The sequence below is a fragment of the Nitratireductor aquibiodomus NL21 = JCM 21793 genome, from assembly GCF_000615975.1.
GTDB lineage: Bacteria > Pseudomonadota > Alphaproteobacteria > Rhizobiales > Rhizobiaceae > Nitratireductor > Nitratireductor aquibiodomus.
Genome location: NZ_BAMP01000024.1, coordinates 21,811 through 44,469 on the forward strand (window position 1 = coordinate 21,811; position 22,659 = coordinate 44,469).

Genomic DNA, 22,659 nt, shown 5'->3' on the forward strand with positions numbered 1-22,659 from the left:
GACCGAATGTTTAACGACTGCAAGACAATGGCACAGAAGGCATCGCGCTGGATGCGCCATATGGGCGTGGCGGCTGCCGCGCTCGCAATCACCGGCGGGGTCGCCATGGCCCAGGAGCTGAAGCAGGTCACGGTGGTTCTGCCGGGCTCTTCCGCAATGGCCTGGTATCCGATGATCGTCGCGCAGCAGCGCGGGTTCTTCAAGGAAGAAGGCCTTGAAGTCACGATCAAGAGCCTGGATGGATCGGGCGCCGTTCTTCAGGCTATGGAAGCCGGCCGTGCCGAGTTCGGCGCGCCTGGACCGGGCCCGGTGCTCAATGCCGTTGCGCGCGGCGCTGACGTAAAATTCTTCTACAATCTGTTCTCGCGCGGCCTGTTCGTGCTTGCCGGTGACCGCAATGACGGCATCGAAAGCGCAGAAGGCCTGCGTGGAAAGCAGATTGGCGTCTCAACGGCTGACGGCGCCGAGGTTTCGTTCGCCCGCAGCGCGCTTGCATCCGTGGGTGTCGAGCCGGACGAATACAAATTCGTCACCATCGGCCAGGAAGGCATGGCCGTAACGGCGTTCGATCGCGACACGATCCACGCATTTGCGGCATCCTTCACCGGTATCGCGGTGTTGAAGGACCGTGGTGTTGACGTGGTCGACCTCACGCCTGAGGGCCTCGACCTTTTCGGCAATGGTCTGGCTGTTCGTGGCGAGATCTACCGTGACAACCCGGAGATGGTGGCCGGCTTCGCAAAAGCGATCCACAAGGCAACCAAATGGGGCATGGAAAACCCGGAAGGCGTTCTCGAAGACGGCGAGACCTACAATCCGCAGGAAGTCGAACGTCGTGAATATGCGCGTGCTCTTCTCGACACCGTGAACCAGCAATATGCGCCCATCGGCGACAACACGCTCGGCTACCTGCCGGAGAGCGGCTGGAACGCATGGCACAAGAGCCTGCTCGACACGGGCGAGCTTGATGCAGCGATCGAGGATCTGTCGGTCGTCTACACCAACGAGTTCGTCGAAAATCTGGAGGCCAAGTGATGCATGATGTGCGGTCGGACGGGGACGCGATCCTTCGTCTTGATAATGTGAACAAGCATTACCGCCGCGCACGATCAGGCCAGGCTGACATCATCCATGCCGCCAAGGATGTGTCGTTTGAGCTGGAGAGGGGCCAAATGGCCTCTCTCGTCGGCGCGAGTGGGTGTGGCAAGTCGACTGTTCTGAAGATGATTGCCGGCCTGATCCCGCCGACGGGCGGAGAAATCACGCTCAGAGGCGAGGCTCTGACCGGGCCGAATGAGCATATCGGCATCATGTTCCAGCAGCCCACGCTTCTGCCCTGGCGCAGCGTGATGGAAAACGTGCTGCTTCCCATCGAAATCCGCGAGGGGCGAAAAGCAGCGAACGCTGCGCGCGAACGCGCTACGCAGCTTCTCGAGATGGCGGGGCTTGCCGAATTTGCCAGTGCGGTGCCATCGGAGCTTTCCGGCGGCATGGCGCAGCGTGCGGCCATTTGCCGGATGCTGGTGACACAGCCGGAAATCCTTCTCCTGGACGAACCGTTCGGCGCGCTCGATGAATTTACACGTGAGCAGATGAATGTGGAGTTCGAACGGATCTGTCGCTCGCGCGAGGCCACGGCCATCATCGTTACGCACTCCATCCAGGAAGCGATCTTCCTGGCGGATTCCGTCTTCGTGATGTCGCCGCGACCGGGCCGGATCGTCAAGCGCATCGACATCGATCTGCCGCGTCCGCGTACGCCCGACATGATCACCGGCAACCGCTTCAACGAATATGTCCGCGAAATTCACGACCTGTTGTTCGGAAGCGGAGAGGGGGCCAGCCATGACTGACCAGCAAACTGTCGATCCCGAGGTGCTGATCGCGCTTGCCGAAAATGAGCGCAAGACGCTGATCGAGCGCACGCCGCAATGGCTGCTCGTGCTGCTGTTCGGTGCGGCCGTTGTCACTGTGTGGCATCTGGCTGTCACCTATAGCGGCATCTCGCAGCTGGTTCTGCCGGGGCCCTATCAGGTTCTGCAGGATCTCATCTTCACGCTCAACAACCTGTTCACTGGTGGTTATGTGGCACATGCCACCTGGATCACGCTGGTCGAGGTTGTCTTCGGCTTCCTGCTGGCTTCGGCCATCGGTCTCACGCTCGGCATGATCATCGGCGCGACCACGTTCGGCCGCAAGGCAATCATGCCCTATGTGGTGGCGATCAACACCATGCCGAAGGTGGCCTTCGCGCCGCTGTTCGTCGCGTGGTTCGGCTTTGGCATCGAATCGAAGATCATGATGGCCGCGTTCATCTCGTTCTTCCCCGTGACGATCAACACGGCGGCGGGTCTGGCGGCAACCGACAGCAACATGTCGATGCTGTTCAAGTCTCTTGAGGCAAACCGCTGGCAGACGCTCATCAAGCTGCAGATGCCCTATGCGACGCCCTATATTTTCGCGGGCCTCAAGCTGGCGGCGGTGTGGAGCGTGATCGGCGTTGTCGTCGGCGAATATATGGGCGGCGGCGAAGGGCTCGGCGAGCTGGTTCGTGTCGCGGCAAGCCAGCTGCGCGTTGGCCGTGTTTTCGCACAGATCCTGCTGCTCAGCCTGATGGGGCTCTCGGTGTTCGGTTTCGTGACACTGCTCGAGCGCTATTTCGTGCGCTGGAGGCGCTAGGGTTTTTACGTCAGGTTTCGGTTCCTGAGACCGCCCGCATCCGTTCTATCGCGGATGCGGGTGGTTCTTCTTTGTAGAGAATCCGTAGCGGGCTTGCGGCGCGGGAAGCCATCGGTGTCACGTCCGCACGTACTCAAGTGTCCGCATCACGCCGCGTAGCTCGGCCAGCCCCTTCAGCCTGCCAATGCCCGAATAACCCGGATTCACGCGCTTGCCGAGATCGTCCAGAATGGCGTGCCCATGGTCGGGGCGCATGGGTATCTGCCCGCCACGTCGCATCTCTTCATTCATCAGGGCAGCCACCACGGCGATCATGTCCGTGTCGCCTTCCAGATGCTCGGCCTCATGGAAAGAGCCGCACGGCTCTCGCTTCACGTTGCGCAGATGCGCGAAGTGAATATGGGGCCCGAGAGCTTTCGCCATGGCCGGAAGGTCGTTTGCCGGGTTCGCGCCGAGCGAGCCGGTGCAGAAGGTCAGGCTGTTTGCCTCTGAGGGGACAGCCTCGAGCAATGCCTTCAGATCCTCATGCGTTGAAACGATGCGTGGCAGGCCGAACAGCGGGAACGGAGGGTCGTCGGGATGGATCGCCATCACCACACCTTCCTCCTCCGCGACCGGCATGATTTCCCGGTGGAACTCTGCCAGATTTTCGCGCAGACCATCGGCCGAGATGTCGCGGTATGTGTCCAGCATGCGCCGGAAGCTCTCGCGGTCATAGACGAATTCGCGGGCCGGAACCCATTCGATGAGATTGCGCTCCAGCCGCGCCAGATCGCTTTCGCTCATCTTCTTCAGGCGCGCGCGCGCGGCCTCCACCCGCTCGGTCGGGTGGTCCGCCTCGGCGCCCGGACGCGCCAGGATGAAGACATCGTAGACACAGAACTCGATTGCATCGAAGCGCAGCGCCGTCCCGCCATGCGGCATCGGATAGTCGAGATCCGTGCGCGTCCAGTCGGTGATGGCCATGAAATTGTAGCAGATGGTGCGCACCCCGGCGCGGGCGACATTGCGGATCGAGGTCTTGTAATTGTCGATCAGTGCGCGAAAGTCGCCGCTGCGCGTTTTGACATGCTCATGCACGATCACGCTTTCGACGACCGACCATTCAAGGCCGGCCTGTTCGATTTCTTGCCTGCGCTTGTCGATCTCGTCCTGCGGCCAGGCGCGGCCGTCATTGAGGTGGTGCAGGGCGGTGACGATTCCTGCCGCACCCGCCTGCCGCACATGGGCGAGCGTCACCGGATCGTCCGGACCGAACCACCGCCAGGTCTCTTTCATTGGGGGATGTCTCCTCGAGCGTAATGGGCAAGGGTCGCCGAAACGCCATGATCCGAGATGCGCTGACAGGCTTCGAGGACGGCAGGCAGGTATCGGTCGACCCTGTCGAAACGGGCAGCCTGAAGAACGGCGGCGACGGTGTCGGCGGGACTGGTCGTGTTTGCGATGGCCGCTTTCAGCGCCTCATCCAGCGGATCGGTAAAGGCCGGCGGCTCGCCTCTATCGGCGAGTGCTGCAATCCAGAGTGCAACACCGGCGGAAAGATGCGGTGCATCTTCGCCCGCATCGAGCCGCTCCAGCAGCGGATTGATGAAGCGCTGCGGCAGTTTCTGCGAACCGTCATTGGCAATCTGCGCCGTGCGATGGCGCAGCGCCGGATTGGCGAAACGGTCTGCAAGCCGCGCCATGTATTCATCCGGCTTCAGGCCGGCGTCGCCGGAAAGTGTCCGGGCAGATTCCCGCCAAAGCCCCTTCACGAAACCATGGATAACCGGATCGGCAAAAGCATCCGCCACCGTCTCGTGCCCGAGCAGCTGTCCTGCATAGGCGATGGCCGAATGCGCGCCGTTCAGAAGCCGAAGCTTCATCTCCTCGAAAGGAGCGACATCGGCCACCATCTCGACGCCATGGCGTTCCCAGGCGGGCCTGCCCATCGGGAAATTGTCTTCCACCACCCATTGCATGAAGGGCTCTGTCACCACGGGCCAGGCATCTTCAACGCCGAGTGCCTGCGCAACCCGTTCGCGGTCGTCATCGGTGGTTGCCGGAACAATGCGGTCCACCATGCTCGAAGGGAAAGCCACATTCTGCTCGATGTAACGGCCCAGTTCGGGATCGCGCAGGGTCGCAAATTCGGTCACCAGCCGTGTAGCGTTTTACCGTTAGCGGGCAGGTTATCGCATGAAAGGACGGTAAAGGGAGGGATGCCGTCAGCCCTTCTTCGGGAGAGGGCTTCGGTCAGAAAACCAAGTATGCCGGTCGGCCGGTCGGGGTTGGCAAGGTCCGCCGCCACTGTGCGATCCTGCGCATCCAGCGTGCCGTCCGAATTCCGCGGATAGGCCTTCTCCGTCACAGTCAGCGTCACAATCCGCGTCTGCGGACTGCTCATGGCGGTCAGAACGGCCTGCGGGTCCTCCGGCGCCACCAGCACCTTCATCACGGACCCGATGACCTTCAGCGTTTCACCGGAACCATCACGCTGTGCAAGTGTGTAGAGACAGTCCTGCGGGGCGAGGGCGTCGCGCATGGCGGAACTGCGGAGGGAGACACCGACAATGCCCCAACTGGCATCTCCCTCCGCGAGACAGGCATCCACATAAACAGCTTGATGAGCGCGGTGAAACGCCCCGATGCCGATATGCACGATGCCCGCGACCAATCCGGTTGGATCGTAGGCCGGACCCTGAACGGTGCCCGCCAGATGCGAAAGACTGGAGCGGTTAAGACGCTGCGCCATCACGGATCAGCCAAGCCTCTGGCTTGTCTCCGCGTCGAAGAGATGCGCCTTGGCCGCCTGCACACCAAGGCGCACTGTGTCGCCCGCGCGAATGTGGACGCGATCACGAAGCTGCGCCGAGACGATCTGCTCCCCCACGCGAACCTGAACGAGGGTTTCAGACCCTGTCGGCTCGACATTGGTCGCAACGGCCTCAAACCCTTCGCCGTCAGTGGCCAGGTGCAGATGCTCGGGACGGATGCCGTAGATCACCTTGCCGGCGGCAGGTGATGTGCCTTCAAGCGGCAGTTCCGCGCCACTTTCAACACGGACGCTCTTGCCACCATTGGTAAGGAGGCCCGGCAGAAGGTTCATCGAAGGCGAGCCGATGAAGCTTGCCACAAAGGTGTTGTTCGGTCGGTCGTAAAGGTCCAGCGGCGCGCCCACCTGCTCCACGATGCCATCGCGCATCACAACAATGCGGTCGGCCATGGTCATGGCTCGATCTGGTCATGCGTGACATAGACGGTGGTTGTCTTCAGCCGGGCGTGAATGTCCTTCAGTTCAGCCCGCATCTGCACGCGCAGTTTGGCGTCGAGGTTGGAAAGCGGCTCGTCGAACAGGAAGACCTGCGGATTGCGCACGATGGCACGGCCCATGGCGACGCGCTGGCGCTGACCGCCGGAAAGCTGGCGCGGATACCGGTCGAGATAGTCCGACAGGCCGAGAATGGCGGCGGCCTCGCGGACCCGCTGGTCGATCTCGTCTTTCGGGCGCTTGGCGAGCCTGAGCGAAAAGCCCATGTTCTCGGCAATCGTCATGTGCGGATAAAGCGCATAGTTCTGGAACACCATGGCGATGTCGCGGTGCTTTGGTTCCACATCGTTGATCACACGCCCGCCAATGCTGATCGTGCCACCGGAAATGTCCTCAAGCCCGGCGATCATGCGCAGGAGCGTGGACTTGCCGCAGCCGGAAGGCCCGACCAGAACCACGAAGGCGCCATCCGGCACGTCGACGGTTACGCCCTTGATGGTTTCGAGCTGTCCGTAGAATTTGCGGACATCCTGGATGTCGACTGAAGCCATGGTTACCTCGAGGCGTAAGCGGTGTGTGACGTTGAAAGAGCCTCCGCAACGTGGATCGCGGCAAGAAGGCTCAGACCGGTGTGATATCCGGGGTCGAGATCGGGCGTGGCGGGCACATAGTCCGTCGGGCCATCTGCCGTTCGGGTCTGGTAGGCGATGGCCGGCGTACCGCGCCAGTAATGGTCGAAGAATGCACTGTCCGCCTCTTGCCAGATGGCGAGGCTGTCGGCGCTTCCGGTCAGCTGGTGGCAGAGCGCGGCGGTGCGGATCGTTTCCGGCAGCGACCACCATGGCCGGTAGGGGCTGAGCTTTTCGCCGGACGAAACCGAGACGGTGAGATGCAGCCCGCATTCGGCAAAGCTTGCCCGAAAGGACGCAATCAGGATGCGCTCCAGCGTGGCCACCAGCGCCGCGTTCCGGCGAACGGGCGCATGGTCCAGCGCAAAGCCCGCAAACTCGATGCCGTGTCCGACATTGCACTCATCGCCGCCGGGCACATTGCGCAGCAATCCGGTTTTCGCGTCCAGATGGTTCTCGATGACATGATCGATGAAACGCTGCGCATAGGCGGTGTGATCTGAACGGCCGCAGCGCTCCAGCATGCCGGCACCGCCGAGCAGGATCATGCGCGGCCCGAAATCGTCCGGTTCGCTGGCGAGCGCTTCGCCCCCCAGAGGTTTTTCCTCACTCATCTGGAAGCGGCCATCCTCGATGACAGCAATCACATCGGCTAGGTAGCGCAAATATCCGGGCAGTTCTTCAGGCGCATAGCGGGCTGCCGCAGCCACCAGTCCCTTGGCGGCGAAAGCATCGGAATAGGTGAACACGTCTCCCGCCGGTTCCTGAGCGGTCACCGTGCCATCGCCGTCCGCGCGAACAGGGCAAAGCCCGGCATCGTAGCGGAAATAGACATGGCCATCGCGCGCCTGAAGCGCCTTGATGCGCGCGAAGAGCGAGCGTCCGGCATCATCGAGCCGCTGAGACAGCGCCGCATCGCGCGTCTCGAAGAAAGCCGCATGCGTGACCAGCGCTTCGAGACCACGCCCCTGAATCCAGCCATAGGTGTAGTCGGGCCCGCGCAGCCCGTCGGCCTCGCCATAATCGGCAAGCGTCAGGCTGTTGACCTTGGTGTTCAGGAAGCCCGCCCCAAGCAGGGGGCGATCCAGCATCCACCTGAGCGTGCCGGCATTTGCCGATGCATAGCGGTCGGCGGCCTCTGGAAAGAAGGCGTTCGCGGCGGTCATTCCTTCATCCCCGTGCTTGCGACACCCTGCACGAAGTTGCGACGCAGGATTACGAACAGGGTGATAGAGGGCACGAGCACGGCCGCAGACGCTGCACTCAACCGGCCGAGATCGACCGTGAATCCGGTCTGGAACAGAGCGAGGCCAACCTCAATCGTGTAGCTGTTGCGGGTCGTCGTCACGATCATCGGCCAGGCAAATGACGTCCATGCCTGGAAGAAGGCAAGAACGGCAAGCGCGCCGAGCGCGCCGCGCAAGAGCGGCAGGACGATCCTCCAGAAGATCCAGAACTCTCCCGCCCCGTCGATGCGCGCAGCCTCGAGCAGTTCGTCTGGAATGGAATGCATCACATTCTGGCGGATCAGAAAGATGCCGAAGCTCATCACCAGATAGCCAAGCAGCAGGCCCCAGAGAGAATTGAGCACACCCAGCGCCTGTGCCTGGAAATAGAGCGGGATCATATAGACCTCGAACGGCACGATGGCTGTGGCGAGAATCAGGATGAAGATGATGTTGAGCGAGCGAAACGGAAACTTGGCCAGCACATAACCGGCGATTGCCGAGGTCATGACAATCGCCACCATGGAAAGGGTGGAGAAGGCGACGCTGTTGAAAATCCACAGCGGCAGCGGTGTGTCCGCCAGCACCGAGCGGAAATTCTCCAGCGTCGGATCGCTCGGGATGATGCGTGGCGGCCAGGCGACGATCTCCTCAGGTGTCTTGAACGCGTTCGACACCAGAAACACCAGCGGCAGGATCATCAGGATTGAGAAGCAGAACAGGAACACATCGATGGCGAAATCGATGAGTTTGCCCCGCGTTTTCATGCGCCCACCTGCTTTCGGGCGTGGTGTGGAAGCGGCTATCGTTTGTGTCATTTCCGCCCCTTTTCCCGAAGAAGACCGAACTGGATGAGGGTCAGCACGAGAACGATGGCCAGAAGCACCACGGCTTCGGATGCCGCATAGCCGACACGGTAATTTCGGAAGCTGTTCTCGAGCATGTCGAGCACCAGAACCCGCACTTGCCTGCCCGGCGCGCCTTGCGAATCCGAGGCAAGGACGAAGGCCTGCGCATAGACATTGAAGCCGGAGATCAGCGTGACGACGGAAACATAGAGCGTGATGGGTTTCAGCATGGGCACCGAAACATGCCAGAAGCGCTGGACGCCGGACGCGCCATCAAGCTTGGCAGCCTCGAAGAGAGAGACCGGAAGGTTCTTGAATCCGACGAGATAGATCAGCACGGCATAGCCGAGCGCCTGCCAGGAACACAGAACGATGATGCAGATCACCGAAAGAACGGGATCGAAAAGCCATGCCTGCGCCGGAATTCCAAAGAATTCGAGCAAAGCGTTGAGCGGGCCGAGCTTGGCGTCGAAAATCCATTTCCAGGCCATCGCCGCCGGCACCAGCGACACGACATGCGGGATGAAGACCGATGTCTCGTAGAACCCGGAGAAGCGCGAATGCGTGCGGTGGTGAATGAGCCCGGCGATCACCATGGCGGTGGGCACCGTGAGAATGACCACGCCGAAAGCAATGATCGACGTGTTTGTCAGGGCGTTCAGGAAGAGCTGGTCCTGAAAGAGCTCGCGGAAATTCGCCAGGCCGATGAACGGTTTGTTCTTCGACAGGATGTTCCACTGATGCAGGCTCAGCCGCAATGTCTCGACGATCGGGTACATGCGCACCCAGGCAAAGATCGCCAGCGTCGGTAGGATCGCCAGAATGGCAAAGCGCCATCGCTTTTGTTGCAGCATTTTGTTCCCGTCCGCCTGAAGTCACTGATCGGAAACGGCGCGGACGCCGTTTCCGGGATGAGGGTATCGTTGAAGCGCTTACTCGGCGAGAAGGCCTTCGCGCTTCAGGATGTTGTTGGTCTCTTCGGCAGCCTTTGCAAGCACGGCGTCGATGGCGGCGTCATCCTCGGCAAGCGAGGCATCGCCATAGGCGTTGGTAAGCTGGGCGGCGAGACGGGTCAGCACCTCCTCGATCGGACCGATGGCCGGCAGGGTGAAGAACTTGTAGTCGGCCGGATAGTCGACGAATGCGCCGTAGGCGGGAACCTTTTCCGTGACAACGCCGTAGTCGACGCCCGAACGGTTGGGCAGCCAGCCGATATTGTCCAGAAGCCAGACGAGGTTCTCCGGGTCGTTGGCGGCCTGCACATAGGCCCATGCGGCCTCTGCGTCCTCACCCTCGACGGAGTTCACATAGAGATTGGCCGGCAGGGCGATGGAGCCGACCGGCAGCGGTGCGGTCGCATAGTTCAGGTCGGGTGCCTTGGCCGCGATGTCGGCGATAACCCAGGATTCGCGAATGAACATGGCCGTCTGGCCGCGCTCGAAAGCCTCGGCGTCTGCCGGCATTTCGGGCGTCACGGTCTTCAGAACATGCACGTTCTCGAGATACTGCTTGAGCGCTTTGCGGCCGGCCTCGTTGGCGTAGTTCGCCTGCCATTTGCCCTCGCTCACTTCCTCGATAACCGAGCCGCCATACTGGAACAGGTTGATCCAGAATTTCTCGGCAATGCCCTGACCCCCACCCGAAAGGCGCAGGCTCCAGCCTGAAACGGTCGCTTTGCCGTCAGCGTCGCGTTGGGTCAGCTTCTCGGCATACTCCGTGTAGGCCTCCATGGTCTGCGGCGGCTCTTTGAGCCCCGCCGCTTCGAACATGTCGACATTGTAGAAAAGCGCGCCCTGTCCGCGGAAAAGCGGAACGCCGTAAACGGTGCCGTTCTTGGAAGCGGCGTCGACGAAGAACTCGCCGAAATTATCGCTGCTGGTAACAAAATTCGCCACGGCTTCCGGTGCCGCCGGCAGCAGATCGTTTTCGATGTAACGGCTGGCCGTGGAGCCCGCGAGTTCGATCACGGTCACGCCGGCGGAGCCGGAGGTGAGGCCGAGCGCAATGCGCTTTTCATGCTCGCGCAGAGCAATCGCTTCAACGTTGACCGTGAGATCAGGATATTTTTCCTTCAGCCCTTCCGCGACATGCTCATAAAACGGCGCCATTTCGGGGTAGCCGCTCCAGACATTGATGGTCTGGGCAAATGCTGAACCGGAGATCGCGGTGATCGCCGCCCCCAGTGACAGCGCCGCCACCCGAGCCGTGAAGCTCGTGCTGCCGGATTTTGTGTTGCTGGACCTGTACGCTCTCATCTTTTGTTCTCCCTTTCGACGTGAGCAGACTGCAATTTCGTTCCCAATGAAAAACTGCCATGCAACCGGTTGCGCGTCAAGCCGACTTCCTTTTGCATCAGCATGGGCCGCCCGCATTTCGCGAAGGCGTCGCCTCGTCTCCCTCTATTCCCTGCCAGAGCGCGTTTTCTTCAAAAGTGTTACACTGGCCGCAGCGAGTGCTTCTGCGCAACCGGGTGCGAAACTCGCCGGCTGGCCGTAATAGCGGTGCGCTTCATCCACCTCATATCCGCCGAAAGCAAATTCCTCTGACGGCGGAATATAGCCGGGATTGTCCTCCGCAAACCCAGCGATGAAGGCCGGGCGCTCGCCGCATGCAGCCCGCAGGCTAAGCGCGGTCGCCGCAAAGATCTCTCCGGGCAGGCCAATTACGGGCAGACCACCCCAGTCGAGCACGGAAACCCGGCCCGACAGGGCGTCGGCTGGCTCAAGCGCAATGGACTCCGCCCAGTGGGTCCAGGCGTCGAGCAGCGCTGCATGCGCGGGTTCAGCCCCAGCGCGCTCAGCGCGCCACCGCGCTGCCAGTTCTGCCGGCGTCTCTGTCTCACGCCGCTCGAACGGCAGGGAAACCTGCGCTTCCAGTGCCATCACATCCCCGCCAAGCGCCAGTTCAGGTGCTTCCAGCGCTGCTTTCGCAATCGCTTCGCCAATCCGTTCGGCGGCGGCAAAGCTGCGATCCGGGTTGGCGGCAAGGCTGATCGAGGCATGGGCGCTGTGCCCCGTGTTCGCGTCGCCCACACATCCGGTAACGAACAGGGCGGTGGCTCCGGGATGCGCGGTCTCAAGCGCCCGGCGCACATAGTGCGGATAGTCGGCGGTCCACAGCCGGTTGTCTGCGCCGAGCACCACGGGGTGGCAGGCATAGCCTGTCATCAAGGCAATCATGCCGCCATTCTCGTCGCGCGCACGCAAGAGCGGCAGAGCGCGATCCACCGGGCCGTCCGGATGGCGGCGATTGCGGGCAATGTCGGGGTCGGATCCGAGCCCGACCGAGAGCGTTGCAGGCCTTTGCGCGGCAACAGCCTGATCGATGGCCTCGACACAGGCGTCTTCCAGCCTTTGCAGATAGGCCTCGTCGGTCTCAATCGTCAGGCGTCCGGCCATGGAAACCGGGCCGCCATGATTGTGCAAAGCGCTGATGATGACATTCGCGTCAGGAAGGGCGCAGCGGCGGCGAATGCGCGCGCTCATGTCTCCATGCAGGCCGATCACATCGGCAACCACCATCGCCGTATCGTTGACAGCCAGCGCACGCACTGTCAGCGGGTCATGTGCACCAGTGGCCGGCAGGGTGCGGGCGGCAAAGCCGGAAAGCGGCAAGCCCGCGGGCGGGGTGATGTCTACCGTGGCGACGCCTGCGCGGATCATGCGGAGAACACCTCCTCGCCGTGAACAAGCGTGGTCTTCAGCTCAAAGGAGCCGGTTTTCCCGTCAATCGAAAAACGGATGAGATCGGCCGGTGCATCCAGCTTCATCACGCCCCGCCCATCGACAAACGCGCCGGGATTGGCCGTGGCGAGCCTCAGCGCCTGCGCCAGCGAAAGCCCGGCCATGCGCATGGCAATCGAGACATTCTCAATCAAAGGCAGGCCGGCTCCGGCCAGATAAGGTGTCCCGGCAATGCCCACGCGCCCGTCGGCGCGCACTTCGACATCGCCGCCAATCGGCTGCCGGTAGATGCCGGGCTCCATGCCGGCCAGCGCCACGCTGTCGGAAACGAGCAAGGCGCGTTCCAGCCCCTTGGCGCGCAACATGGTCTTGAAGGTGTCGTCCGGCAGGTGATGGCCGTCGGCGATCAGCGTGGCCGTCAGCCGGTCATCGGCAAGCTGCGCCCAGATCAGGTTCGGATGGCGCGGCATGAGCGCGGCTGCGCCATTGCCCAGATGCGTCGAGAGCCGCGCACCTGCCTCGGCTGCCGCATGCACCTGCTCGGGTGTGGCAGAGGAATGCCCAATGGCGACATGAACGCCCTGCGCCGAGATGGCGCGAATATAGGCCGGGGCCTCTTCATATTCGGGCGCAAGGGTCACGAGACGGACAAGGCCGCCGCTCGCCTTTTGCCACGCATCGAATTCTTTGAGGGAAGGCGGCCGCACATGCTCTACGGGATGCGCGCCGCGCGGCCCGTCCTCGGGCGCGATGCTCGGGCCTTCCATGTGAACGCCGGGGATCATGCGCGCGCAGAGAGGATCTTCGCGCCGCGCCGTAGCGATGGCGTCAAGCCCATCGAGCAGCCGCCCGCGCGATCCGGTCACAAGGTTGGCAGATAGGTGGTCACGCCGAGCCCGGCCATGATGCGGGTGAGCTCGGAAACACGCTTCGGCGTCATCGCGCCGTCATTCAGGTCGAGGCCCGCATAGCCGTTGACCTGAAGGTCGACCAGGCCGGGCGTGAGATAGGTTTCATCCTGCGAATCCGTCTCGGCAATTGCCGCGATCCGCCCGTCGCGCATCGTGATGGCGATGCCGCCTCCGGTAACGGGATCGCGCCCGGTTATGGTCTTCTCCGTGCTCACAGCGCGCGAACCCGGTCGCGGAAACGGGCCAGAAAGCGGGCGTTTGCTTCATCGCCGCCCGGTGCGTTTCCGCTGCGCCAAACCGGCGGTTCGACGCCACGGTCGAGCAGCTGCGCGACGGTGCGGATCACCAGGCAGTTGAGCGCGAACGCATTGGCAAATGTGGAGATGGCGGAGATGTTTTCCGTCATGCCCGGCAGGCTGACCACCGCATCGCCGATCGGAACTTTCGTGTCGATGGCGATGTCGACCACATCATGCAGGTTCTTCTTTTCCGGGTGGCGCGCCGGGTGGTCCGGGCTCGTGCTCTCGGCATGCTCGCGCGAGCTCACGCCAATGAGGAAAGCCCCGCGAGACTTCGCCTCCAGTGCAGCGTCGATCAGGGCTGCGTTGATGCCGTAGGCGTTTGCGAGGATCAGCACGTCGCCTTCGCCAAGGCGGGCATCGGCGATGACAACGCGGCCATAGCCCGGCGTGCGTTCGATCGCCATGGAGCGCAATGCCCCGTTGGAAAGCAGCGTGCCTTCATCGAGAATGGCGCTCATATGCATCAGGCCGCCGGCCCGGAAAAACACCTCCTGGCTGGCGAGATTGGAGTGTCCGCCGGGGCCGAAAATGTGGATAAGCCGGTCTGCCTCGATCTGGGAGGCGAGGCGCTCGGCAGCCTTGTCCAGAGTGTCGCGCTCTTCGACAAGGATGCGTTGCATGAGCGCGTGGCTCGTTGCGAGATAGTCTGCGCAGATCGCGTCGGCGTTGATCTCAGGCATCGGGGTCGGCCTCTTTGTCCAGATAGAGTGTGCAGTTCTCATGCTCGCGCAGAATGCTTGCCGGGCAAGCCGTTGTCCGCTCTCCGTGCAGCGTTCCGCGCACGGCGTCGCGCTTGTGAGCGCCGGGCACGATGCAGAACATGCGGTCGGCGCGCAACAGCCTTGGAATGGTGAGCGTCAGCGCGGTGCGCGGCACCGCATCGAGGCTCTCAAAGCCGCCATCATCATATTGCTGCTGGCGGCAGACCGCGTCGAGCTCCACGAGTTTGACGTCCAGCGGATCGTCAAAGTCGGCGATGGGCGGATCGTTGAACGCGATATGGCCGTTGACGCCGATGCCGAGGCACACAAAGTCGATGGGCGCTTCGTTAAGCAGCGCCGCGTAGCGTTGCGCTTCTCTCTCCGGGTCTGCGCCGGGATCGATCCGGTGTGCGGCAGCCAGTGGAAGCGCATCGAAAATGTGCCGGTTCAGCCAGTGCGCGAAGCGCTGGGGCGCATCCGGCGCAAGGCCGATGAACTCATCCATGTGAAAGGCGGTCACGCGCGACCAGTCGATGTCGGGCATGGCGCGAAGCTGCTCGATCATCGAAGCCTGGCTCGGCGCGGAGGCGAAAATGACGCGCACATTCTCCTGGCTGGCCAGCCGTTCGCGCAGCGCTTTGGCGATGTCGGCGGCAGCGGCGGCTCCCATCGCGTCGCGGTCTGCAAAGGTTTTTACGGTGAGCCTGTCGATCTTTCGGTCAACGAGCGGAGTTGGCTCGAGCGCGGCTTGGCTATGCTGCAAATCATGTCTCCGAAGATTGCGCCCGCTGATCGCAGGGGCCTTGCGGCAGAGTAGAACAAGAATGCGGGCACTATGCTGTGCAACCGGTTGCATGTCAACCGGTTGCCTGACGCCTCGCGGCGGTGCATCTTGTCGCCAGAAAAGCACAGGGTTCGAGGGCAGGCGGTGGCAGCGGAACGCAAAGGCGGCGTCACGATCAGTCAGGTGGCGAAGGAGGCCGGGGTGGCGCGTTCGAGCGTGTCTCGCGCCTACACGCGACCCGATATGCTGAGCCCGGAGACGGTCGAGCGCATCAAGGCGGCCGCCGGCAGGCTCGGTTACGTGCCAAATCATACGGCCCGCGCGCTCAGCACCGGGCGTTATGGCAATCTGGCGCTGATCGTGCCGGATGTCGCAAATCCGTTTTTCCCGCCCATGATCCGCGCCGCCCAGGTTGAGGCGGATCGCTCCGATTTCTGCGTGTTTCTCGGAAATTCCGACGAAGATCCGGAAAAAGAGGACCAGCTTCTCGGTCGTTTTTCCGGGCAGGTCGAGGGCATCATCTTGGCATCGCCCCGACTTTCCGACGAGCGCATTGCGGCTCATGCGCTTCTGCGCCCTCTGGTTCTGATTAACCGCGATGTGAAGGGCATCCCGAAAGTGCTGATTGACAGCGGCACGGGCATTGCCGAGGCAACGCAGCATCTGGCGGATTTCGGGCACCGCAACATTGTCTATGTCAGCGGCCCATCCACATCCTGGTCCAACAAGCAGCGCCGTGCTGCCGTGCGCCAGGCCTCAAAGAAGCTCGGCCTTGATCTGAGCTTCGTCTCGGCCAGCGTTCCAAGTTTCGAGGCCGGTTTGCAGGCGGTCGATGCCATCCTCGCAAAGGGTGCGACGGCGGCGATTGCCTTCGACGACGTGACGGCGCAGGGCATTCTGGCCGGCCTCGGCGAGCGCGGCGTCAGCGTGCCCGGTGAATTCTCGGTGGTGGGCTGCGACGATGCGCTGGGACCGTTGACCGTGCCAAGCCTCACAACCGTTTCCAGCCGCTCGATAGAAGCAGGAAAACTGGCTGTGTCTCTGCTGCTGGAGGTGCTGGGCTCGCAGGCGGTGCGCGATGCTTCCTATGTTCTGGAGACCCATCTGATCGTGCGCTCGACCACCGGTCCGGCGCCCGAGCGCGGGCAGGGCTGAGAAAAGATACCGCACGGCTGGTGCCCACCGGGTTTCCCCATGGGGGAGGCTAGAAAAAGCTCTCGTGTTCTTCCCTGCAGATGGCCTTGCCCATTTGCCTTATGGCCAAGTGGGCTGTGAATGCGACGGCAACGTTTGCTGCAATGTTGCAATCACCCCATTCAACAATAGCTCGCATAATATGCATTATGGAACTTGCGACCTTCACGAAAGAACACCCTCTTCTCGCAATTCGCCGATTTCGGCTCTGATCGTTTCGATGAAGGCATTCTCGATGCGGCTCAGCGGCCGGTCTTCATGGTGGAAAATCGCCATTTCCCAGGGAATGGAAGGCTCCAGTGGCCGTTCAATCACATCATCGCCCGATGGCAGGAGAATGCTGAACGGGTCGACGATTGCGATGCCCACGCCGCGTCGCACGAGACCGTGCACCGCGCGCAACGTGCGCGCTTCGGCGGCAATGCGCCGCTGTGCGCCTGCCGTCTGCATCATGTAGTCGACACGCGTGCGCAGCGGGCTGCCAATGGCCAGCTCGACAAACACCTCGCGCCGCAGGTCTTCAAGGCGCACAACGTCGCGGCTCGCCAGCCGGTGTCCGCGCGGGATCAGGCAACGTGCCTCGCAGGCGCCGAGCGGTATCAGGCGTGCGCCATAGGGGCTCGCATCGAGCGTGATGCCGACGCCCAGATCGCAGCTCCCCTCGTTGAACATGCGCAGCAGTTCTTCCAGTCCCGTATCGACGATCTTCACCGCCACGTCGGGATGGGTCTCCTTGAAGCGCGCCACCACATCGAGGAGAAACGTGTCCACATAGATCGGCTGCGCCGCCACCACGATGCGCCCCACCTGACGGTTGGCGATGGCGCGCGCCTCGCGTTCGAGCTCCTGAAATGTGGTCAGCGAGCGTGAGACATTGGCGTGAAAAAGGATCGCCTCATGTGTCGGCATCAGCTGGTTGCGTTTGCGCACGAACAGCGGAAAGCCGATCGTTTCTTCCAGTTGCCCCAGAAGCCGGCTCACCATTGGCTGGCTGATCTTGAGCGCGGCCGCTGCCCGTGTCGCCGAGCCATGGCTCATGAACGCATCGAAAGCTTCGAGCTGCTTCAGGTTCATCTGCGTATCCTCAATAGTCAGTATTCATAAATGTAATACTAACAGGCATAATTTGCAGAGGAAAGCATACTGTGTAAAAACCTCAAGGCGCTCGAACCCTTCGGGCGAATGGATTCACTCTCCCTGGGAGGATTTGCATGAAATCTCTGATGAAAACCGTTCTGGCGGCAGCGGTTGTCGCCCTTGCTGCCGGCACTGCCCACGCCGATTATCCGGAAAAGGCCGTGACCATCGTCGCCCCTTATGGCGCTGGTGGTGCTTCCGATCTTGCAGCCCGCGCGCTGGCCGAAACGTCCCGCGAATATCTCGGCGATCAGCCGGTCGTGGTGGTGAACAAGCCGGGCAATGGCGGCATGAATGGTGCCCGCTTCGTTTCCGAAGGCACACCCGATGGCTACACGCTGCTGCTCGCCCGCGTCGGCATGGCGTTATACCCCGCCGTGCAGGAAAGCTCGCCGGTCGGTTGGGACGATTACACCTTCCTCGGCTCTCTGGAAGCCACGCCGATGATCCTCGCCGTGGCGGAAAACTCTCCCTATAAGACCGCTGAAGAGCTGGTCGAGGGCCTGAAGGCCAACCCCGGCGCCCTCACCTATGGCGCATCGGGCGCCACCGCCATTGACGGTTTCACCGTTCAGGCGCTGCTGGCCGACAACGAGCTCGACCCGCTGACGGCAGCAACCCTCGTTCCCTACAAGGGCGGCGGCGCGCTGGCGACTGCACTTCTCGGTGGCCATGTGGACTTCCTCGCCATCGCGGCCGGTTCGCTGATGCCGCACATCGAGTCCGGCAAGATGCGCGCCCTCATGGTCTATGCACCGTCGCGCATGGACACGCTGCCCGACGTGCCAACCGCCGCCGAGCTTGGCTTTGAAAAGGCTGGCCAGATCACCGGCTGGAGCGCACTCTACGGCCCGAAGGACCTGCCGGAAGAAATCGTGACCCGCTGGCAGGAAACGCTTGCAAAGGTTGCCGAGGACGAGAAATGGCTGGAGCTCGCCGAGCGTCGTGGCTCCATCTCCACCGCCGGCAAGGAAGACATGGCAGCCTATGCCAAGTCGCAGTACGAGCTGTTCAACGGGCTCGCACGCGAGTTCGGCTACATTAAGTAAGCCGGCACAACAAAGGAGGACGCGGCATGTTGAACAAGGCCATGCTCCGGGGGCTGCTGATAGCCCTGTTCTTCGGCACAGTGCTTTTCGCATTGATTCCGGTTCATGTGCCGCGTCCTTCCTTCATTCCGGGCTTCGCGCCGCCGCCGGACATGTGGCCGCGCACTGTCTCGATCCTCGGGCTCGCCCATGGCCTGCTGGCGATGGCGTTCGCGGCGCTTGGCGGCGGGAACGAAACGAGCGATGAGCCGGAGCGGGGACCGGCGTCGGCGGTTGAATGGCGCAATCGGCTCATCCGGCTCGCGCTGGCGCTCGCCGCATTCGCAGGTTTTGTCGTTCTTGTGCCGTTGCTGGGTTTTCTCGCGTCTTCCATGCTTCTGGCGCTTGCCTGTTTCCTGCTTGCCGGCGCATCCGGGCGGTGGGTTGCCGTTCTGGCTCTTGCCGTTCTTCTGCCGCTCGGCCTGCAGCTCTTCTTCGGCAATGTGACGCACACACCCTTTCCGTCGGGAAGCTGGAGCATCTTCCCCACCCTCAACTGACCGACCGCCACCGGGACCGCTCAACACATGTGGAACGATCTTCTTTTCGCATTCGAATCCGTCGCCACGCTCGCCAATGTGCTGGCCATGGGCGCGGGCATCCTGGCCGGCGTCGTCATCGGCGCCATTCCGGGCATGACCGGCACAATGGCGGTCACGCTTGCTCTGCCCTTCACCTTCTATCTGCCGCCCGTTACCAGCATTCTGCTGCTTGTCGCGCTCTACAAGGGTAGCACCTACGGCGCGTCGATTTCGGCGATCCTGATCAAGACGCCGGGCACGGCGTCGGCCGCCTGTACGGTGCTCGATGGCTGGCCGCTCGCCCAGAAGGGCAAGGCCGGCAAGGCGCTCAACATGGCGCTCATCTCGTCCTGCATCGGCGACTTCCTGTCGAACATCTCGCTGATCTTCCTCGCGGCCCCGCTGGCGCTTCTGGCGCTGCGCGTCGGGCCGCCGGAATATTTCATGCTGATGGCCTTTGCGCTCACCATGGTCGCCTCCATTTCCGGCGGCTCGCTCCTGCTCGGCGTTGTGTCGGCCTGTTTCGGCCTGCTGCTCGCCACGGTTGGTGAGGATATGTACGGCTCGTTCCGCTTCGCGATGACGGAAGACATGAAGAGCGGCCTCTCGGTTGCGCCCGTGCTGATTGGCCTGTTCGCCCTGCCAGAGCTGCTGCGCCTCATCATGTTCCGTGAGGAAAACCACGGTCAGGCCATGAAGCTCGGCGACAACCGGCTGACGCTGGCAGAGTTCCGCGGCTCGCTGAAATCCATCATTCGCGGCAGCTTCATCGGCGTGGTTCTGGGCGCCATTCCCGGCATTGGCCCGTCAGCCGCCGCCTTCTTCTCCTATGGCGAGGCGCGCCGCTCCTCGCCCAACAGCGAGAATTTCGGCAAGGGCGAGCTGGAAGGCATCGCGGCATCCGAATCGGCCAACAATGGCTGCTGCGGCGCGACCATGATCCCGCTTCTGGCGCTCGGCGTTCCCGGTGACGTTATCACCGGCGTCATGCTTGGCGCGTTCATGATTCAGGGGCTCACCCCCGGCCCGCTTCTCTTCCAGAACAATCTGAACGAGGTCTACATGCTGTTCATCGGCATGATGTTCTCTTCCGTTTTGTTGTTCGGCGCCGGCAAGCTCACAGTGCGCTTCTTCTCGCACATCTCCTCCATTCCGCAGGTGCTTTTGACGCCGGTCGTTCTGATGCTGTGCATCTACGGCATCTACTCGATTTCCAGCAGCATGTTCGATGTCACCGTCCTGCTCGTCATGGGCGTGGTAGGCTTCATCATGCTGCTCCTGAACATCCCCCGGCGCCGTTCCTCATCGCCTTCATTCTGGGGCCGATGTTCGAGGACAATCTGCGCCGCGCGCTGGCCATTTCGCGCGGTGATCCGTCCGTCTTTTTCCAGTCCGCCATTTCCTGGATTTTCGCAGGCCTCATCGTGTTCTTCGTCGGCCTGACGATCCGCCGGGAGTGGCAAAAATTCAGAGAGAACCGTGCTGCAAAGAATGCCTGAGGCCGAAAAGTCCACCATGTCACTGCTTGAGAATGCCAAGAAGCACCTAAAGGATCTGGTCGCCTTCGATACGACGAGCCGCTACTCGAACCGGCCGCTGATCGACCACATGGCGGCGTTCCTGCGGGGATACGGCATCGAGCCGGTCATTCTGCTGGACGAGACAGGCGAGAAGGCAAACCTGATCGCCCGCATCGGCCCTGCCGACGTTCCCGGTGTCGTTCTGTCAGGTCACACCGATGTGGTCCCGGCGCTGGAAAAGGGCTGGACCTCCCCGCCCTTCGATCTGACCGAGCGCGACGGAAAGCTCTATGGCCGCGGAAGCTGCGACATGAAGGGCTTTGCCGCCTGTGTCATGGCGATGGTGCCGCAGCTTGTCGCCGCGAAGCTGGAGCGCCCTGTCTGGCTGTGCTTCTCGCATGACGAGGAAGTGGGCTGCCTTGGCGCGCCGGCCATCGCCGAATGGCTGGCCGCGCTCGACGTGCCGCCCATGCTTGCGATCATCGGCGAGCCGACCGACATGAAGCTGGTGACCGGCCAGAAAGGCAAGATCGCCATGCGCTGCCATGTTCATGCACGTCCGGCCATTCCTCCTTCGCGCCGGATCATGTCAATGCGATCGACAATGCCGCGCGCATCATCGCGATGATCGCCGAGCGCGCCGAAGAGATTGCTGAAAACGGCCCCTTCGACCACGATTTCACCGTGCCGCACTCCACCATGCTGGCAACAATGATTTCCGGCGGCGTCGCCACCAATGTGACGCCGGATCTTTGCAGTTTCACCTTTGAAATCCGTAGCCTACCGACCCACGACGCACAGGCCGAGCTGGAATTTCTGAAAACGCGTGCAAATTCGGAAATTCTGCCCAGAATGCAGGAAAAATGCGCCGAAACCGGTATCGAATGGGAAGAAATCTTCGCCTATCCCGCGATGGGCGACAACACCTCGAGCGAGGGCTTCGCTTTCTTCCGCGACATCATGCCGGAATGGTCCGGAAAAGTCTCTTACGGTTCGGAGGGAGGCGTGTTCGAGACCATTGGCGGCATCCCTTCCGTGATCGTCGGTCCGGGCTCCATCCGGCAGGCGCACAAGCCGGACGAATTCGTCGAGGTCGAACAGCTTTCGCTCTGTCTTGCGTTTCTGGGGAAGCTGGCAGCGAAGATTTCCGAACCGGCGTGAACTTCGGCGCTATGGCGCGGGAGCAAAGCATCAACTAGCATGCGGCCTGCTGCCCGAGAGGGTGGTGGGCCGTTGTTTTTTGAGGTGCCTTCCGTGCAGTTGCGATTTCTGGAAACCTTCATTCACCTGGCGAAAGTGCGTAATTTTCGCAAGGTTGCCGATCTTCTGCACACCACCCAGCCGGTCATTTCCTCGCGCATCAACGCACTTGAAAATGAGCTGGGCACCAGGCTTTTCGAACGCTCGAAACGCGGGGTGCAGTTGACCAGCGAAGGCCGGGTCCTTCTTCCGCATGCGGAGATGGTGGTCGAACTCACCAATGAAATGAAATGGCTGGTCAACAAGAACAGAAAGATGACCGGTTCGCTGCGCGTTGGTGTGACCGACACGATCCTGCGCTCCTGGTTCGTTCAGCTCATGGAATGCTTCCGGGAAAAATATCCCGGCGTGAACATCGAGATGCTGTCGTCGACCTCTGCCGATGTCATCCAGTCGCTGCGGGATCATGCGGTGGATGTGGGACTGGCGATGCGGGATGGAAACGACCCCAAGCTCGATTTCGTGCCGCTCGGCTCTTTCCCGGTGGCCTGGGTGGCGAGCCCAACCGCTTTCCCCATCCGCAGGGCGGCGGTGGGTACGCTGCTCGACCTGCCGATTCTCAGCTTTCCCAAGAACTCGATCCCCTACAAGACACTGGAGCGCTATCTGAAAATGCACTCCAAGGTGCGGGTCAACGTGCACTCGTCCAACTCCATTGCAACCATCGTGCAGATGGCCGAGGAAGGGCTTGGCATCGCGCCCATGCCGCGTGCGGTGGTGATGAAAGAACTCGCGAGCGGCACCCTGCATGAAATTACCGTGGATGTGGAGTTTCCACCGCTGGAGTTCTTCGCGATCACTGAGGCCTCACCCCGCAAGACGCTCAGGGACGAGTTCGTGGAAATGGCCCGGCAGCAGGCGATCGCCTATTCCAGCCGGTTCCCGGATGACTATCTGATCAATCTTGATTGAAAAAATTTATCACC

At 62.0% G+C, this 22,659-nt stretch carries 23 protein-coding genes and 1 pseudogene; 10 read left to right on the forward strand and 14 right to left on the reverse strand.

What is annotated here, in order from left to right; translation table 11 throughout:
- Window positions 1-6: 6 nt before the first annotated feature.
- Genes JCM21793_RS09050 through JCM21793_RS09060 form a run of 3 tightly spaced genes read left to right on the forward strand, consistent with a single transcriptional unit; the run spans window position 7 to window position 2,679 of the window.
- Window positions 7-1,035, forward strand: a complete 1,029-nt coding sequence (locus JCM21793_RS09050; protein WP_007007205.1) for an ABC transporter substrate-binding protein — start codon at window positions 7-9, stop codon at window positions 1,033-1,035.
- The gene (locus JCM21793_RS09055) at window positions 1,035-1,853 is read left to right on the forward strand and encodes an ABC transporter ATP-binding protein (protein WP_007007206.1); all 819 of its coding nucleotides are present in this window, start codon (window positions 1,035-1,037) and stop codon (window positions 1,851-1,853) included. The genes JCM21793_RS09050 and JCM21793_RS09055 overlap by 1 nt, the downstream gene beginning before the upstream one ends.
- Window positions 1,846-2,679, forward strand: coding sequence for an ABC transporter permease (locus JCM21793_RS09060; RefSeq protein ID WP_007007207.1), 834 nt, complete (start codon window positions 1,846-1,848; stop codon window positions 2,677-2,679). The genes JCM21793_RS09055 and JCM21793_RS09060 overlap by 8 nt, the downstream gene beginning before the upstream one ends.
- 117 nt (window positions 2,680-2,796) lie before the next feature.
- On the opposite strand, the gene uxuA is transcribed toward JCM21793_RS09060, so the two are convergent.
- The 13 genes and pseudogenes from uxuA to JCM21793_RS09115 form a co-directional block, all read right to left on the reverse strand.
- Window positions 2,797-3,957: a mannonate dehydratase gene (gene uxuA, locus JCM21793_RS09065; protein WP_025030171.1), complete on the reverse strand. Its 1,161-nt coding sequence runs from the start codon at window positions 3,955-3,957 to the stop codon at window positions 2,797-2,799.
- Window positions 3,954-4,817, reverse strand: coding sequence for a mannitol dehydrogenase family protein (locus tag JCM21793_RS31440; protein ID WP_051556143.1), 864 nt, complete (start codon window positions 4,815-4,817; stop codon window positions 3,954-3,956). The genes uxuA and JCM21793_RS31440 overlap by 4 nt, the downstream gene beginning before the upstream one ends.
- A complete protein-coding gene (locus JCM21793_RS31445; protein ID WP_051556144.1) occupies window positions 4,814-5,413 on the reverse strand; it encodes a mannitol dehydrogenase family protein in 600 nt (199 codons plus the stop codon). Before JCM21793_RS31445 ends, JCM21793_RS31440 begins: the two co-directional genes overlap by 4 nt.
- A 6-nt stretch (window positions 5,414-5,419) precedes the next feature.
- Window positions 5,420-6,480 (reverse strand): annotated as a pseudogene (locus tag JCM21793_RS24980) (ABC transporter ATP-binding protein).
- A 2-nt stretch (window positions 6,481-6,482) separates the two neighbouring features.
- Complete coding sequence (locus tag JCM21793_RS09080; RefSeq protein WP_025030172.1) at window positions 6,483-7,724, reverse strand: AGE family epimerase/isomerase; 1,242 nt, start codon at window positions 7,722-7,724, stop codon at window positions 6,483-6,485.
- Complete coding sequence (locus tag JCM21793_RS09085; RefSeq protein WP_025030173.1) at window positions 7,721-8,551, reverse strand: carbohydrate ABC transporter permease; 831 nt, start codon at window positions 8,549-8,551, stop codon at window positions 7,721-7,723. The genes JCM21793_RS09080 and JCM21793_RS09085 overlap by 4 nt, the downstream gene beginning before the upstream one ends.
- Window positions 8,552-8,598: 47 nt before the next feature.
- On the reverse strand, window positions 8,599-9,486 hold the full coding sequence (locus JCM21793_RS09090; protein ID WP_007007211.1) for a carbohydrate ABC transporter permease: 888 nt from the start codon (window positions 9,484-9,486) through the stop codon (window positions 8,599-8,601).
- A 78-nt stretch (window positions 9,487-9,564) separates the two neighbouring features.
- Entirely contained in the window at window positions 9,565-10,887 is a 1,323-nt protein-coding gene (locus tag JCM21793_RS09095; protein WP_025030174.1) for an extracellular solute-binding protein, read from the reverse strand.
- 144 nt (window positions 10,888-11,031) lie between these two features.
- Window positions 11,032-12,294: a neutral/alkaline non-lysosomal ceramidase N-terminal domain-containing protein gene (locus JCM21793_RS09100; protein ID WP_025030175.1), complete on the reverse strand. Its 1,263-nt coding sequence runs from the start codon at window positions 12,292-12,294 to the stop codon at window positions 11,032-11,034.
- Window positions 12,291-13,181, reverse strand: a complete 891-nt coding sequence (locus JCM21793_RS24985) for an N-acetylglucosamine-6-phosphate deacetylase (RefSeq protein ID WP_306306741.1) — start codon at window positions 13,179-13,181, stop codon at window positions 12,291-12,293. The genes JCM21793_RS09100 and JCM21793_RS24985 overlap by 4 nt, the downstream gene beginning before the upstream one ends.
- On the reverse strand, window positions 13,178-13,441 hold the full coding sequence (locus JCM21793_RS31210) for a hypothetical protein (RefSeq protein ID WP_306306742.1): 264 nt from the start codon (window positions 13,439-13,441) through the stop codon (window positions 13,178-13,180). Before JCM21793_RS31210 ends, JCM21793_RS24985 begins: the two co-directional genes overlap by 4 nt.
- Window positions 13,438-14,208 (reverse strand): sugar isomerase domain-containing protein, encoded by a 771-nt coding sequence (locus JCM21793_RS09110; protein WP_051556145.1) that lies wholly within the window; start codon window positions 14,206-14,208, stop codon window positions 13,438-13,440. Before JCM21793_RS09110 ends, JCM21793_RS31210 begins: the two co-directional genes overlap by 4 nt.
- On the reverse strand, window positions 14,201-14,899 hold the full coding sequence (locus tag JCM21793_RS09115; RefSeq protein ID WP_025030177.1) for a 6-phosphogluconolactonase: 699 nt from the start codon (window positions 14,897-14,899) through the stop codon (window positions 14,201-14,203). Before JCM21793_RS09115 ends, JCM21793_RS09110 begins: the two co-directional genes overlap by 8 nt.
- A 258-nt stretch (window positions 14,900-15,157) precedes the next feature.
- Here JCM21793_RS09115 and JCM21793_RS09120 point away from each other — a divergent pair, with 258 nt between their 5' ends.
- Window positions 15,158-16,168: a LacI family DNA-binding transcriptional regulator gene (locus tag JCM21793_RS09120; protein WP_025030178.1), complete on the forward strand. Its 1,011-nt coding sequence runs from the start codon at window positions 15,158-15,160 to the stop codon at window positions 16,166-16,168.
- Between the two features lie 204 nt (window positions 16,169-16,372).
- On the opposite strand, the gene JCM21793_RS09130 is transcribed toward JCM21793_RS09120, so the two are convergent.
- On the reverse strand, window positions 16,373-17,281 hold the full coding sequence (locus JCM21793_RS09130) for a LysR substrate-binding domain-containing protein (protein WP_007007217.1): 909 nt from the start codon (window positions 17,279-17,281) through the stop codon (window positions 16,373-16,375).
- Window positions 17,282-17,418: 137 nt separating this feature from the next.
- Here JCM21793_RS09130 and JCM21793_RS09135 point away from each other — a divergent pair, with 137 nt between their 5' ends.
- The 6 genes from JCM21793_RS09135 (at window position 17,419) to JCM21793_RS09155 (ending at window position 22,645) form a co-directional block, all read left to right on the forward strand.
- Window positions 17,419-18,393 (forward strand): Bug family tripartite tricarboxylate transporter substrate binding protein, encoded by a 975-nt coding sequence (locus tag JCM21793_RS09135; RefSeq protein ID WP_007007218.1) that lies wholly within the window; start codon window positions 17,419-17,421, stop codon window positions 18,391-18,393.
- 26 nt (window positions 18,394-18,419) lie between these two features.
- Window positions 18,420-18,932, forward strand: a complete 513-nt coding sequence (locus JCM21793_RS09140) for a tripartite tricarboxylate transporter TctB family protein (protein ID WP_202901410.1) — start codon at window positions 18,420-18,422, stop codon at window positions 18,930-18,932.
- 27 nt (window positions 18,933-18,959) lie between these two features.
- A complete protein-coding gene (locus tag JCM21793_RS24990; protein WP_202901411.1) occupies window positions 18,960-20,396 on the forward strand; it encodes a tripartite tricarboxylate transporter permease in 1,437 nt (478 codons plus the stop codon).
- A gap of 48 nt (window positions 20,397-20,444) precedes the next feature.
- On the forward strand, window positions 20,445-21,101 hold the full coding sequence (locus tag JCM21793_RS29715) for a M20/M25/M40 family metallo-hydrolase (protein WP_202901412.1): 657 nt from the start codon (window positions 20,445-20,447) through the stop codon (window positions 21,099-21,101).
- Entirely contained in the window at window positions 21,092-21,634 is a 543-nt protein-coding gene (locus JCM21793_RS29720) for a M20/M25/M40 family metallo-hydrolase (protein WP_244439704.1), read from the forward strand. Before JCM21793_RS29715 ends, JCM21793_RS29720 begins: the two co-directional genes overlap by 10 nt.
- Before the next feature lie 93 nt (window positions 21,635-21,727).
- Window positions 21,728-22,645 carry a LysR family transcriptional regulator gene (locus tag JCM21793_RS09155; protein ID WP_162175218.1) on the forward strand — a complete coding sequence of 306 codons (918 nt, stop codon included), beginning with the start codon at window positions 21,728-21,730 and terminating at the stop codon, window positions 22,643-22,645.
- Window positions 22,646-22,659: the final 14 nt, after the last annotated feature.